7 protein-coding genes are annotated in these 14,341 nt (G+C 68.5%); 2 read left to right on the forward strand and 5 right to left on the reverse strand.

The genetic code is table 11. The features are described 5' to 3' along the window. Window positions 1-9: 9 nt before the first annotated feature. Together FHR56_RS04180 and FHR56_RS04185 are read right to left on the reverse strand one after the other, a co-directional pair. On the reverse strand, window positions 10-1,152 hold the full coding sequence (locus FHR56_RS04180) for a homocysteine S-methyltransferase family protein (protein ID WP_160948247.1): 1,143 nt from the start codon (window positions 1,150-1,152) through the stop codon (window positions 10-12). Beyond that, entirely contained in the window at window positions 1,149-2,147 is a 999-nt protein-coding gene (locus FHR56_RS04185; RefSeq protein ID WP_160948248.1) for a metalloregulator ArsR/SmtB family transcription factor, read from the reverse strand. Before FHR56_RS04185 ends, FHR56_RS04180 begins: the two co-directional genes overlap by 4 nt. 126 nt (window positions 2,148-2,273) lie before the next feature. Here FHR56_RS04185 and FHR56_RS04190 point away from each other — a divergent pair, with 126 nt between their 5' ends. Then, a complete protein-coding gene (locus FHR56_RS04190) occupies window positions 2,274-3,422 on the forward strand; it encodes an acyl-CoA dehydrogenase family protein (RefSeq protein ID WP_160948249.1) in 1,149 nt (382 codons plus the stop codon). A gap of 369 nt (window positions 3,423-3,791) precedes the next feature. Here FHR56_RS04190 and FHR56_RS04195 read toward each other — a convergent pair whose 3' ends face one another. From FHR56_RS04195 to FHR56_RS04205, 3 genes are read right to left on the reverse strand one after another with little or no spacing between them, the layout of a single operon-like run. Next, window positions 3,792-6,965, reverse strand: a complete 3,174-nt coding sequence (locus FHR56_RS04195) for a multidrug efflux RND transporter permease subunit (protein WP_160948250.1) — start codon at window positions 6,963-6,965, stop codon at window positions 3,792-3,794. 12 nt (window positions 6,966-6,977) lie between these two features. Beyond that, window positions 6,978-8,252, reverse strand: coding sequence for an efflux RND transporter periplasmic adaptor subunit (locus FHR56_RS04200; protein WP_160948251.1), 1,275 nt, complete (start codon window positions 8,250-8,252; stop codon window positions 6,978-6,980). Continuing rightward, window positions 8,249-8,902 (reverse strand): TetR/AcrR family transcriptional regulator, encoded by a 654-nt coding sequence (locus tag FHR56_RS04205; RefSeq protein ID WP_160948252.1) that lies wholly within the window; start codon window positions 8,900-8,902, stop codon window positions 8,249-8,251. Before FHR56_RS04205 ends, FHR56_RS04200 begins: the two co-directional genes overlap by 4 nt. A 242-nt stretch (window positions 8,903-9,144) precedes the next feature. On the opposite strand from FHR56_RS04205, the gene FHR56_RS04210 reads away from it, so the two are divergent. Further along, window positions 9,145-14,277: an NAD-glutamate dehydrogenase domain-containing protein gene (locus FHR56_RS04210; protein WP_160948253.1), complete on the forward strand. Its 5,133-nt coding sequence runs from the start codon at window positions 9,145-9,147 to the stop codon at window positions 14,275-14,277. Window positions 14,278-14,341: the final 64 nt, after the last annotated feature.

Here is a 14,341-nt window from a genome sequence, read left to right on the forward strand (position 1 = left end):
CGGCGGACATCAGGCGACCTGCGCCTGCGCCGCCAGCGGCACGCGCGGCGGCAAGCCCCGCACCGCCTCGGCGATGGCGCGGATGTGGGCGGGGGTGGTGCCGCAGCAGCCGCCGACCAGGTTCAGCAGCCCGGACTCGGCGAACTCGCGCAGCGTCGCCGCCATTTCCTCGGGCGTCTCGTCGTACTCGCCGAAGGCGTTGGGCAGGCCGGCGTTGGGGTGCGCGCTGACGTAGCCGTCGGCGATCCGCGCCAGGGTTTCCACGTGCGGGCGCAGGTCCTTGGCGCCGAGCGCGCAGTTCAGCCCCACCGACAGCGGCCGCCCATGCGCGACCGAGGCATAGAACGCTTCGGCGGTCTGCCCGGACAGGGTGCGGCCGGAGGCGTCGGTGATGGTCCCGGAGATCATCACCGGCAGGCGCCCGCCGCGCGCGTCGAACACCTCTTCGATCGCGTACAGCGCGGCCTTGGCGTTGAGCGTGTCGAAGATGGTCTCCACCATCAGCGTGTCGGCGCCGCCGTCGATCAGGCCGTCGATGGCCTCGCGGTAGGTGGCGCGCAGCTCGTCGAAGCTGGTGTTGCGGAAGCCGGGATCGTTGACGTCCGGGCTGATCGAGGCGGTACGGCTGGTCGGACCGAGCACGCCGATCACGAACCGCGGCTTGTCCGGCGTCAGTGCCTCGACCGCATCGCAACAGGCGCGGGCGACCTGTGCGCCGGCCTTGTTGAGTTCGTAGACCAGGTGTTCCAGGTGGTAGTCGGCCTGGCTGATGGCGGTGGCATTGAAGGTATTGGTCTCGAGCAGGTCGGCGCCGGCGTCGAGGTAGGCCCGGTGGATCTCGGCGATCACCTCGGGGCGGGTCAGCAGCAACAGGTCGTTGTTGCCCTTCAGGTCGTGGCCCAGCGGTGCGTGGTCGCAGCCGGGGCCATGCACATGCTCGGCCTGCGCGTCGTAGCCCTCGGCGAAGCGCTCGCCGCGGTAGTCGGCCTCCTGCAGCCCATGGCGCTGGATCATTGTGCCCATCGCCCCGTCGATGATCAGGATGCGCTCGGACAAGGCCTGCAGCAGTTTCTGCGTGCGCTCTGGGTTTAGCCAGGGCAGGCCCGGGACCCGGGACCCGGGACCCGGGACTCGGGGAGAAGCGTCGCTCATGCGCCTTCTCCTGCTTTTGCCGTGGCTTTACCGGGTCCCGGGTCCCGGGTCCCCGGTCCCGGCTCTCCCGGCTTCCCCGCAATCAACGAAATCACCTCGAAATGCGGCGGACGCTTCTCGCGGGTCACGGTTTCCAGGCTGGAGACCTCGAGCCCGGCCTTGCCGACGAACTTGCGCAGTTCCTTGGCGGCGAAGCCGAGGTTGACGTGGCCGTAGGCCTGCACCGCGGCCTTGTGTTCGTGGCGCGCCAGGCTGCACAGCAGCAGGCGGCCGCCCGGGCGCAGCACCCGCGCCGATTCGCACACCGCCTGCGCCGGCTTGGTGGCGTAGGTCAGGGCGTGCATCATCACCACCAGGTCGAAGCTGGCGTCGGCGAAGGGCAGGGCGTGCATGTCGCCCTCGCGCACCTCCACGTTGCCGAGCCGGCGCAGGCGCTCGCTGGCCGCGGCCACCACCCGCGCGCTGGTGTCGATGCAGACGTAGCGGCGCGCGTGCGGCGCCACCAGTTCGGCCAGCACGCCGTCGCCGGAGGCGATGTCGAGCACGTCGCCGGTCTCCAGCAGCGGCAGCGCGGTGCGCGCCAGCGCTTCCCAGGTGCGGCCCGGCGAATAGTGGCGTTCCATGTCGCCGGCCACCGAGTCGGCCCAGTTCTGGTCGGCGGCGCGGTTGGCCAGCACCGCGGCCACGCGTTCGGCGTCCTGGCGCAGCAGCGGATCGTCGCTGCCGGTGCTCAGCGCCAGCCACAGCGCGCGCTGGGCCGGGTCCAGCAGGGTCTCGTCGAAGCGATAATAGGCCGACACGCCGGCGCGGCGGTCGCGCACCAGCCCGGCCTCCTTGAGCTTGGCCAGGTGGGTCGAGACGCGCGGCTGCGCCAGGCGGGTGATGGCCGACAGTTCGGCCACGGTCAGCTCCTCCTGCTCCAGCAACGCCAGCAGGCGCACGCGGGTGGCGTCGGCGAAGACCTTCAGCCGGGACGACCAGTCCTCCAGATCCATAAATATCTTCCTATCGCGATATAGAGATATTTTGGTCCGCGCGGCGGTTGCGGTCAAGTTGCACACGCCGGCGTATGGTCGGCGCGGCTACAATGGCCGCACCAACAAGCCCGGGAGGGGTTCGACGTGGATTTCAGCTTTACCGAAGAGCAATTGATGATCCAGGACGTGGCGCGGCGCATCGCCCAGGAGCGGATCGCCCCCAGCGCCGAGCACCACGACCGTGCCGGCGAATTCCCGCTGGAGAACATCCGCCTGCTGGGCGAGAACGGGCTGATGGGCATCGAGGTGCCGGAGGAATACGGCGGTGCGGGCATGGACCCGATCGCCTACGTGCTGGCGATGGTCGAGATCGCCGCCGGCGACGCGGCGCATTCCACCATCATGTCGGTCAACAACTCGCTGTTCTGCGCCGGCATCCTCAAGAACGGCAATGAGGAACAGAAGCAGAAATACGTGCGCGCCATCGCCGAGGGCCGCGAGATCGGCGCCTTCGCCCTGACCGAGCCGCAGTCCGGCTCCGACGCCACCGCGATGCGGTGCCGCGCGGTGCGCCAGGACGACGGCAGCTTCGTCATCAACGGCAAGAAGAGCTGGATCACCTCCGGCCCGGTCGCCAAGTACATCGTGCTGTTCGCGATGAGCGAGCCGGACAAGGGCGCGCACGGCATCACCGCGTTCGTGGTCGATACCGACAAGCCGGGCTTCCATCGCGGCAAGACCGAGCCCAAGCTGGGCATTCGCGCCTCGGCCACCTGCGAGATCGAGTTCCAGGACTACGTGGCCAGCGCCGACGAGGTGCTGGGCACGCCGGGCGAAGGCTTCAAGATCGCGATGAGCGTGCTCGACGCCGGCCGCATCGGCATCGCCTCGCAGGCGATCGGCCTGGCCCGCGCCGCCTACGAGGCCACCCTGGAGTACGTGAAGGAGCGCAAGGCGTTCGGTTCGCCGATCGGCGCGTTCCAGATGACCCAGGCCAAGATCGCCGACATGAAGTGCAAGCTGGACGCCGCGCTGCTGCTGACCTTGCGCGCGGCCTGGCTGAAGGGGAAGGGCCAGCGCTTCACCACTGAGGCCTCGGTGGCCAAGCTGACTGCCTCCGAGGCGGCGATGTGGATCACCCACCAGGCGGTGCAGATCCACGGCGGCATGGGTTACTCCAAGGAGATGCCGCTGGAGCGCTACTTCCGCGATGCCAAGATCACCGAGATCTATGAGGGCACTTCGGAGATCCAGCGCCTGGTGATTGCCCGTAACGAGACGGGATTGCGTTGAGGCGGGGATTTGGGAGTCGGGATTGGGGATTGGCCGGTTTCCGAATCGGTTGAGGCATCGGGAGAAGCGGCCGCAAGGCCGCTTTTTCTTTTTGTGGAAAAGGGATGAGTGGCGTTCGGGCTGCATTGCGTCGGGACTGAAGTCCCTCCCACAGGGAGCGCTCGGCCTTCAAGGAGCTCTCCGTCTTGCGGCGGGTTTTGGATCGCGCTTCCCGACTAGATTCCCGGACAACAAAAAGCGGCCTTGCGGCCGCTTCTTGTTTTGCCTCTACAGGACGGAAGGATCAGGGCCGGGAGCGGGCCGATTCACGAATCCCAACTCCCAAATCCCTGGCCTTTCAGCAGCCGAATGGCTGATCATCCCCGCCCCTCAGCGATCCGGCTGATGCCGCGCCAGGCCGGCTTCCTGCATCTGCGTGAACTCCTTCGAGGGCTCGTCCAGCTTGTCGCCGAGCATGCGCCGCACCATCACGAAGAACAGCGGGATGAACAGCACGCCCAGCACGGTGGCGAACAGCATGCCGCCGATCACGCCGGTACCGATGGCGTGGCGGGCGTTGGCGCCGGCACCGGTGGAGATCGCCATCGGCAGCACGCCGAGGATGAACGCGAACGAGGTCATCAGGATCGGGCGGAAGCGCAGGTGCGCCGCCTCGGCCGCGGCCTCGCGCAGGGTCTTGCCCATCGCCCGCTGCTCCACCGCGAACTCGACGATCAGGATCGCGTTCTTGGCGGCCAGGCCGATCACCGTGATCAGGCCGATCTTGAAGTAGATGTCGTTGGGCAGGCCGCGCAGCAGCGAGAACGCCACCGCACCAAGCACGCCGATCGGCACCACCAGCAGCACCGACACCGGGATCGACCAGCTCTCGTACAGCGCCGCCAGGCACAGGAACACCACCACGATCGACAGCACCAGCAGCAGCGTGGCGGTGTTGCCGGCGATGATTTCCTGGTACGACATGCCGCTCCAGTCGAAGCCGAAGCCCGGCGGCAGGTCGTTGTTGACGATGTCCTCCATCGCGCCCATCGCCTGGCCCGAGCTGCCGCCCGGGGCCGGGTTACCGACGATGTTGACCGCCGAGTAGCCGTTGTAGCGGCTCAGCGAGGGCGAGCTGTAGATCCAGTCCGAGCTCACCACCGTGCTCAACGGGATCATCTGCGGCAGGCCGCTGCTGTCGGTGGCGGTGCTGCTGGGCACGTAGAAGTTGCGCAGCGACTCCGGACCGGTGCGGAACGGCGCGTCGGCCTGCATGTTGACGCGCTTGATGCGGCCTTCGTAGAAGAAGTCGTTGACGTACACCGGCGCCAGCATCAGCTGGATCGACTGGTAGATGTCGTTGACCGACAGGCCCATCGACTGCGCCTGCACGCGGTCCACCTTCAACTGCAGCTGCGGCGAGTTCTCCAGGCCGTTCGGACGCACGCCGGCCAGGGTGTCCTGGCGCTGCGCGGCCTTGCCGAGCACGATGTTGCGCGCCTGCAGCAGGGCTTCCTCGCCGGCACCGGTCCGGTCCTGCAGCCACATGTCGAAGCCGCCGAACTGGCCCAGGCCCTGCACGGTCGGCAGGTTGACCACGAAGATCTGCGCGTCCTTGATCCCGTAGAACATCCCGTTCAACTGCTGGATCAGGTCGCCTGCGGCGATGTCGCGGTCTTCCCAGGGCTTGAGCCGGATGAAGCCCATGCCCACGTTCTCGCCGCGGCCCAGGAAGCTGAAGCCGGCCACCTGCAGCATGCCTTCGACCGCCTTCTGCTGCTGCAGCACGCCGCGCATCTGCGCGAACACCTCGTTGGTGCGGGTCTTGGTCGCACCCGGCGGCAACTGCACGATCGCCAGCGCGAAGCCCTGGTCCTCTTCCGGCAGGAAGCTGCCCGGCATGCGCGTGAACAGGAAGCCGCACAGCACCAACAGCAGGGCGAACACGGCCATCCAGCGCGGCGCGCGGCGGATGGTGCTGCCGACCGCGCCGACATAGCGGTGCGCCAGCTTGTCGTAGTACTTGTTGAAGGTGCGGTAGACCCAGTTCGGGTTGTCGTTGTGGGTGGGCTTGAGGAACGCCGCGCACAGCGCCGGGGTGAAGCTCAGCGCCAGGAACGCCGAGAACCCCATCGACATGGCGATGGTGATCGCGAACTGCTTGTAGATCGCGCCGGCCGCGCCGGGCTGCATCGCCGAGGGGATGAACACCGCCGCCAGCACCACGGTGATCGCCACCACCGCGCCGGTGATCTGGGTCATCGCCTTGTGGGTGGCCGCCTTCGGTGCCAGGTGCTCCTCGGACATGATGCGTTCGACGTTCTCGATCACCACGATCGCGTCGTCGACCACGATACCGATCGCCAGCACCATCGCGAACAGGGTCAGCTGGTTGATGGTGAAGCCGATCGCCCACATGCCCAGGAAGGTGCCCAGCAACGCCACCGGGATGACCAGGGTGGGGATGATGGTGGCGCGGAAGTTCTGCAGGAACACCAGCATCACCAGGAACACCAGCACGATCGCCTCGGCCAGGGTCTTGACCACTTCCTCGATCGAGATCTTGACGAAGGTGGTGCTCTCGTACGGCGTGAACCAGGTGACGCCCTGCGGGAAGCTGGGCTGCAGCTCGTCCATCTTGGACTTGACCGCCTCGGACACGCTCAGCGCATTGGCGCCGGGCAGCAGCTGGATCGCGAAGGCGCCGGTCGGCTTGCCGTTGTACTGGGTGTCGAAGCCGAAGTTGGTCGGGCCGAACGCGACCCGGGCCACGTCCTTCAGCCGCACCACGGTGCCGTTGCCGTCGGCGCGCAGGATGATGTTCTCGAACTGCTCGGGCGAGGTGAAGCGGCCTTCGGCGCTGACCGTGGCGGTGAACGACTGGCCCTGCGGTGCCGGATCGGAACCCAGCGAGCCGGCCGCGAACTGCACGTTCTGGGCGCGGATCGCGGTGTACACGTCGTTGGCGGACATGTGGTAACCCTGCAGCTTCTCCGGGTTCAGCCAGATGTCCATGGCGTACTCGGCACCGAACTGCTGGGTGCTGCCGACGCCGGGCACGCGCGAGATCTGTTCCAGCACGCGCGAACCGACGATGTCGTTGAGCGCGTCGCGGTCGATCGACGGGTTGTCCGAACGCAGCGCGATCACACTGAGGAAGCCGGCGTTGGCCTTGGCCACCACCACGCCCTGCGCGGTCACTTCCGAGGGCAGGCGCGGGGTGGCCAGTGACACCTTGTTCTGCACCTGCACCTGGGCGATGTCCGGATCGGTGCCGGTCTCGAAGGTCAGGGTGATGGTGGCGGTGCCGCTGGAGGACGACGACGAGCTGAAGTAGAGCAGGTGGTCGATGCCGGTCAGTTGCTGCTCGATCACCTGGGTGACCGAGCGTTCGGTGGTGCTGGCGCTGGCGCCGGGATAGGTGGCGGTGACGGTGACCTGGGGCGGGGCGATCGAGGGATACGACTCGACGCCGAGATTGAGGATGGCGATCACGCCGCTGAGCGAGATCAGGATCGCCACCACCCAGGCGAAGACCGGGTGTTCGATGAAGAACTTAGGCATGGGGGGAGTCCGTTACTGCTTCGGCTGGTCGGAATGCGAGGCGGCGTCCGGCGAATCGCCGTGCGCTGCGCCCTGTGCCGGGGCGGCGCCCTTGGCCGGTGCGGCAGCACCCTGGCCGGGGGCGGCGCCAGCGCCCGGGCCCTGGCCCTGCGCAGCGGCGTTCGGGTCCCACGGCTTGGCCACGGCCGGTGCGCCTTCCTTGACCTTGGGCAGGCCACTGACGACCACCTGGTCGCCGCTCTGCAGGCCGCCGCTGACGATCCACTTGTCGCCCTGCTGGCCGACCGTGGTCAGGTCCTTGCGCACCACCTTGCTGTCCTTGCCGACGACCATGGCGTAGGCGCCCTTGGCATCGCGCAGCACCGCCGCCTGCGGGATCAGGTAGACGTCCTTGCGCTGGCCCAGGTTGGCCGCGAAGCTGACGAAGGCGCCGGGCAGCAGCACCCGGTCCGGGTTCGGCAGCAGTGCGCGCAGCGTCACCGAGCCGGTGCTCGGATCCACCGCGGCGCCGGAGAAGTCCAGCGTACCGGCATGCGCATAGGTGCTGCCGTCGCCGAGCTTGATCTGCACGGTGGACTTGTCCTCGGCGTTGAGCGCGACGTTGCCCTCGGTCTGCGCCTGGCGCAGCTGCGCCAGTTCGTCGGCGCTCATCGAGAAGTTGACGTACAGCGGGTCGAGCTGGTCGATCGTGGTCAGCAGGGTGCTGTCGCCCTGGCCGACCAGCGCGCCCTCGGTGACCTGCTGCTTGCCGGCGCGGCCGGAGATCGGCGCGGTGACGGTGGCGTAGCCGAGGTTGATGCGTGCGGTTTCGACCGCCGCGCGGGCCTGCTGCACCGACGCGGCGGAGCTGCGCTCGGTGGCCTCGGCGTTGTCCAGGTCGGACTTGGACACGTAGGCCTGCGGCGCCAGGCTGCGCGCGCGGGCGGCGGCGGCCTTGGCGTTGGCGTAGGTGGCTTCGGCGGCGGCCAGCTGGCCCTGCGCCGAGGCCAGCGTCGCCCGCAGCGGCGCCGGGTCGATCTGGAACAGCGGCTGGCCTTCCTTGACGTCGGTACCTTCGGTGTACAGGCGCTTTTCCAGCACGCCGGCCACGCGGGCGCGCACATCGGCGCTACGGAACGCGGACAGGCGGCCGACCAGTTCGCGCTGCAGCGGCACGGTCTGCGGCTGCGCCTGCAGCACGCCCACCTCCGGCGGCGGCATGGCCTGCTGCTGATCCTGTTTCTTGCAGGACGCCAACACCACCACGACGGCGCAGGCCAGGGCGAAAGAACGCAACGGGGAGGTCATCGGGTGGTACTCCGGTCTGGTTTTGTAGAAGGAAGGGAAGGGGCGGGGGTGAAGGCGCGCAGGAAACCGTCCACGGCGAACTCGGCCCAGGCGCGCTGCGCGGCGGGCGCGTCGCGATGCGCGCTGTGGAAGCGCCGACGTTCGAAATCCATGCCGACGATCATGCTCAACAGCAGTTCGGCCATGAAGTGCGGATCGTCATGCCGGAGCTGGCCCCGGGCCATGGCATCGCGCAGGTGCTCGCTCAGGCGTTGCATCAGCGCTCCGGCGCTGTCGCGGAACAAGGAGCGGGCTTCTTCGGGGAAGTGCCGAGATTCGGCGGCGATCAGCTGGGAACTCTGCAGAACGCTCGGCTCGAACAACTGTTCCAGGTATTCGCAGGCGAAGCGCAGCAGGCTGCCGCGCAGGTCGTCCTGCGCCGGCTCCAGGTGCGCGGTGGCCAGGTCCAGGTGGTCCTGCAGCGCCCGCCGCAGCAAGGCTTGCTTGCTGCGGTAGCGGCTGTACAGGGTCTGCTTGGAGCAGCCGGCGCGTGCCGCCACCGTGTCCATGCTCAGGCCCATGCCTTCCTCGGCCAGCAGCTCGCGCACGACCGCGTACACGCGTTGGTCGCGCGCCTGGCGCTGTGCGGCAGAGGCGAGGGGGGTGCTCATCGATTGTGGACTATACCGTCCAGTTTAGAATTAGAACAGCCTTGACACCGCGGCGTTCTTGCTGACAACAACGCGGCCCGCAAAGCGTGGTGATCGCGGCGTGACGATGGTGTCGCGACCCGCTTTGCCCGATTTGGCGCCTCGTCTCCGCCACGCCGTCGGTTTGCGATGCAGCAAGGTAGTTGAACGGAGCACCGGTACAATTCTCGCTTTCCCATCGAGCATCGTTGCTGCTCTCCGTCATGAAACCCAAACACGCCGCTTCCCGTTCCAAATCTCCGGCCGCCACCCGCACCTCCGCGACCCCGTCCGCCACCAAGTCGGCCAAGGCGCCCGCCAAGCCCAAGGCGGCCGCCAAGCCTGCGGCCAAGCCGGCCGCCCCGCGCAAGGCCGCGACGCCGCCCAAGCTGGCCGCGACCGTGCCGGCCACGTCCAAGGTGATCGACGCGGCGCCCGCCGCCGGCGGTTTCAGCCTGACGCCGGTGTTCGCGGCGCTGCGCAAGCGCTACCCGGCCGCCCGCCAGGAGGAAGCGCAGACGTTCGCCGAGGAGTTCTACAAGCGCATGGAGGAGGACGAGTTCCCCCACCACAGCGCACAGGAGTGGGCGGCGCTGGCCGCGTCGATGCTGGAATTCGCGCGCAAGCGCAAGCCGGGCACGGTCAACGTGCGGGTGTTCAATCCGAATCTGAAGGACGACGGTTGGGAGTCGTCGCACACGGTGCTGCAGATCGTCAACGACGACATGCCGTTCCTGGTCGATTCGGTGAGCATGGCGCTGGCGGAACTGGGTATCGGCGTGCACGTGCTGGGCCATCCGGTGCTGCGCATGCAGCGCGACAAGAGCGGCATGCTGGAGAACGTGGGCGAGGGCAAGGCGGAATCGCTGATGGCGCTGGAGATCGACCGCCAGCCGCCGGAAGACATGGCGCAGGTGGAAGCGGCGATCCGGCGCATCCTCGGCGAGGTGCGCAACATCGTGCGCGACTGGGGCAGCATGCGCGAGAAGATGCTGGCGCTGGCCGACGACCTGACCACCCGGCGCCTGCCGGTGGACGACAAGGGCCGGCGCGAGGCGCAGGAATTCCTGCGCTGGGCCGCGGCCGACCACTTCACCTTCTTCGGCTACCGCGAGTACCGCGTGGAGAAGCAGGGCGGGGAAGACGTGCTGGCGCCGCTGGAAGACAGCGGCCTGGGTCTGCTTCGCGGGCAGGACAAGTCGCCGGCGCGGCCGGTGCGCACGCTGGCCGCGCACGGCCTCAGCGAGTCGGGCAACAAGGAAGCGCTGATCCTGACCAAGACCAATGCGCGCTCGCGTGTGCACCGCAGCGGCTACATGGACTACATCGGCGTGCTGGAGTTCGACGCCAAGGGCCGCATCGTCGCCGAACAGCGCTTCCTCGGCCTGTTCACCTCCAGCGCCTACAACCGCCGCCCGTGGGAGATCCCGCTGGTGCGCGAGCGCTTCGACTATGTCATGCGCAAGTCCGAGCTGACCCCGAGCAGCCACAGCGGCAAGGCGCTGCGCCACATCCTGGAGACGCTGCCGCGCGAGGAACTGTTCCAGTCCAACGAGGAAGAGCTGTACCGCACCGCGATGGGCATCCTCGGCCTGCAGGAGCGGGTGCGCAGCCGCCTGTTCCTGCGCCGCGACAAGTACGGCCGTTTCATTTCCGCGCTGGTGTACATCCCGCGCGAGCGCTTCAACACCGACGTGCGCCTGCGCATCGAGGCATTGCTGAAGGACGCGCTGCACGGCGAGTACATCGATTCCAACGTGGTGCTGGGCGAATCGCCGCTGGCGCAGCTGCACCTGATCGTGCGGCCGAAGCCGGGCGAGGCGCTGGAGTTCGACACCACCGAACTGGAGTCGCGCCTGGCGCACCTGCTGCGCAACTGGCACGACGACCTGCGCGAGGCGCTGGTGGCCAGCCGCGGCGAGCGCGATGGCCTGCGCCTGGCCGCCGGCTATGGCCGCGCGCTGCCGGCCGGCTACATCGAGGAGTCGACCGCGCAGATCGCCGCGCGCGACGTCGAGCGCCTGGCCGCGCTGCGCGGCCCGGAAGACCTGCACCTGAGCCTGCAGGCGCTGCGCCGCGACGGCGCCGACAGCCTGCGCCTGAAGCTGTACCGCCAGCACGACGACCTGCCGCTGTCGGACGTGTTGCCGATGATGGAGAACCTGGGCCTGCGGGTGATCTCCGAGCGTCCGTACCGCCTGGTGGTGGACGGCACGCCGCTGTCGATCCAGGACTTCGAGGTCGAGCCGCTGGCCGGCAGCATCGACGTGGACGCCGCCGACGCGCCGCTGTGCGAGGCGTTCGTGCGGATCTGGCGCGGCGACGCCGAGAACGACGGCTTCAACCGCCTGATCGTCGGCGCCAGCCTGAGCTGGCGCCAGGTCGCGGTGCTGCGCGGCTACTGCAAGTACCTGCTGCAGACCGGCGTGCCGTTCTCGCAGGCCTACGTGGAAGAGACCTGCAACCGCTATCCGCTGCTGGCGCGGCTGCTGGTGGAGCTGTTCGAGGCGCGCTTCGATCCGGCCACCGGCAGCGAGAGCAAGGCGCAGATCGCCGAAGGCCAGGCCGCGCTGGCGGCGCAGCTGCGCCTGCTCGCCAACGGCGACGAGGCCGCGCTGAAGGCGCTGCAGCCGGTGATCGACGCGCGCAGCGGCAACCGAGAGACCCAGCTGGAGGCGGTCTCGGCCGCGCTGCTGAAGCTGTTCGACCAGGTGGCGAGCCTGGACGAGGACCGCATCCTGCGCAGCTTCAAGGGCGTGATCGAAGCGACCCTGCGCACCAGCCACTACCAGCGCGGCGCCGATGGCGGGCTGGGCCACTGCATCAGCTTCAAGCTGGATTCGGCCAAGGTGCCGGACCTGCCCAAGCCGCGCCCGTACCGCGAGATCTTCGTGTACGGCCCGCGCGTGGAAGGCGTGCACCTGCGCTTCGGCGCGGTGGCGCGCGGCGGCCTGCGCTGGTCCGACCGGCGCGAGGACTTCCGCACCGAGGTGCTGGGCCTGGTCAAGGCGCAGATGGTCAAGAACACGGTGATCGTGCCGGTCGGCGCCAAGGGCGGCTTCTTCTGCAAGCGCCCGCCGGTCGGCGGCGACCGCGATGCGGTGCTGGCCGAAGGCATCGCCTGCTACAAGCTGTTCATCCAGGGCCTGCTGGACATCACCGACAACATCGTCGGCGGCAAGATCGTGCCGCCGCCGCAGGTGGTGCGTCACGACCAGGACGACCCGTACCTGGTGGTCGCCGCCGACAAGGGCACGGCCACCTTCTCCGACATCGCCAACGGCCTGGCGCTGGACCACGGCTTCTGGCTGGGCGACGCGTTCGCCTCCGGCGGCTCGGTCGGCTACGACCACAAGGGCATGGGCATCACCGCGCGCGGCGCCTGGGAGTCGGTCAAGCGCCACTTCCGCGCGCTGGGGCGCGACTGCCAGAACGAAGACTTCACCTGCGTGGGCATCGGCGACATGTCCGGCGACGTGTTCGGCAACGGCATGCTGCTGTCGCGCCACATCCGCCTGCTGGCCGCGTTCGACCACCGCCACATCTTCCTGGACCCGAACCCGGACGCGGCGGCGTCCTTCGCCGAGCGCGAGCGCCTGTTCAAGCTGCCGCGTTCCAGCTGGGCCGATTACGACGCCAAGCTGATCAGCGCCGGCGGCGGCATCTATCCGCGCACGCTCAAGTCGATCGAGATCAGCGCCCCGGTGCGCGAGGCGCTGGGCCTGGAGCCGGGCATCAAGCAGCTCTCGCCGAACGACCTGATGAACGCCATCCTCAAGGCGCCGGTGGACCTGTTCTGGAACGGCGGCATCGGCACCTACGTCAAGGCCGCCAGCGAGACCCACGGCGATGTCGGCGACCGCGCCAACAACGGCCTGCGCGTCAACGGCGGCGAGCTGCGCTGCAAGATCGTCGGCGAGGGCGGCAATCTCGGCCTGACCCAGCTCGGCCGCATCGAGGCCGCGCAGGTCGGGGTGCTGCTCAACACCGACTTCATCGACAACTCGGCCGGCGTGGATACGTCCGACCACGAGGTCAACATCAAGATCCTGCTCAACGACGTGGTGCAGGCCAAGAAGCTGACCCTGGACGCGCGCAACAAACTGCTGGCGTCGATGACCGACGAGGTCGCCGAGCTGGTGCTGTGGGACAACATCCGCCAGAACCAGGCGCTGAGCCTGATGGAGCGGATGAGCCTCAAGCGCCTGGGCTCCAAGCAGCACTTCATCCGCACCCTGGAAGCGCAGGGCCTGCTCGACCGGCAGATCGAATACCTGCCCTCGGATGCGGAGATCTCCGCACGCAAGGCTCGCGGCCAGGGCCTGACCCGGCCGGAGCTGGCGGTGCTGCTGTCCTACTCCAAGCTGGTGGCGTTCCAGCAGTTGCTGGAATCGGACATCCCCGAGGACCCGTACCTGTCCAAGGAACTGCAGCGCTATTTCCCGCAGCCGCTGCAGAAGAAGTACGCGGACGCGATGGAGCGGCACCGCCTCAAGCGCGAGATCATCGCCACCGCGGTGACCAACACCACCATCAACCGCATGGGCGCCACCTTCCTGATGCGCATGCAGGAAGACACCGGCCGCAGCATCGCCGAAGTCGCCAAGGCCTACACCATCAGCCGCGAGACGCTGGATGCGCGCGCGCTGTGGACGCAGATCGACGCGCTGAACGGCAAGGTGCCCGAGTCGGTGCAGATCGACGCGCTGGAGGTGATCTGGACGCTGCAGCGCGCCTTCGTGCGCTGGCTGCTGTTCCGTCCGGGCCCGATGCCGGGCATCACCGCGGCGGTGGAGCGCTACTACGAGCCGTTCAACGACATCCGCGTCGCCTCCGGCGTGCTGCCCGATTCGCAGCGTCCGCGCTACGAGGCCCTGGTGCAGGAGTGGCAGGACAAGGGCCTGCCGCCGGCGCTGGCGCAGCAGCTGTCGGAACTGCGCTTCCTGGAGCCGGCGTTCGACATCATCGAGATGGCGCGCACCCGCAAGCTCAAGCCGGTGGAGGTGTCGAAGGTGCACTTCCGCCTCGGCGAGGCGCTGCAGTTGCCGTGGCTGTTCGAGCAGATCGACGCGCTGGAGGTCAACGGCCGCTGGCATGCGGTGGCCCGCGGCGTGCTGCGCGACGAACTGGCCAAGCACCACAGCGCGCTGGCCGGCCAGGCGCTGAGCCTGCCGGGCGGCACCGCCGAGGCCAAGGTGCAGCACTGGCTGCAGCGCGACGACAGCAGCCTGCGCTTCACCCTGAGCATGCTGCAGGAACTGGCTGCGCAGAAGACGCTGGACTATCCCACCGTGTCGGTGGCGGTGCAGCGGCTGGGCCAGTTGGCGGCGCACGGGGTGACGGCGCACGGGGTGTAGCCCCGTGGTCAGGCCCGTGCGGGCCTGACCCAGCCGTTTGCGGCGCAAACGGTTGGCGCCGCAC

Source organism: Xanthomonas sp. F10 (assembly GCF_014206815.1).
GTDB lineage: Bacteria > Pseudomonadota > Gammaproteobacteria > Xanthomonadales > Xanthomonadaceae > Xanthomonas_A > Xanthomonas_A indica.

Bases quoted from the DNA above. Each gene is read 5' to 3' on its own strand.
- FHR56_RS04180 (WP_160948247.1), bottom strand. From the start codon at position 1,152: ATGAGCGACGCTTCTCCCCGAGTCCCGGGTCCCGGGTCCCGGGTCCCG.
- FHR56_RS04185 (WP_160948248.1), bottom strand. From the start codon at position 2,147: ATGGATCTGGAGGACTGGTCGTCCCGGCTGAAGGTCTTCGCCGACGCC.
- FHR56_RS04195 (WP_160948250.1), bottom strand. From the start codon at position 6,965: ATGCCTAAGTTCTTCATCGAACACCCGGTCTTCGCCTGGGTGGTGGCG.
- FHR56_RS04200 (WP_160948251.1), bottom strand. From the start codon at position 8,252: ATGACCTCCCCGTTGCGTTCTTTCGCCCTGGCCTGCGCCGTCGTGGTG.
- FHR56_RS04205 (WP_160948252.1), bottom strand. From the start codon at position 8,902: ATGAGCACCCCCCTCGCCTCTGCCGCACAGCGCCAGGCGCGCGACCAA.
- FHR56_RS04210 (WP_160948253.1), top strand. From the start codon at position 9,145: ATGAAACCCAAACACGCCGCTTCCCGTTCCAAATCTCCGGCCGCCACC.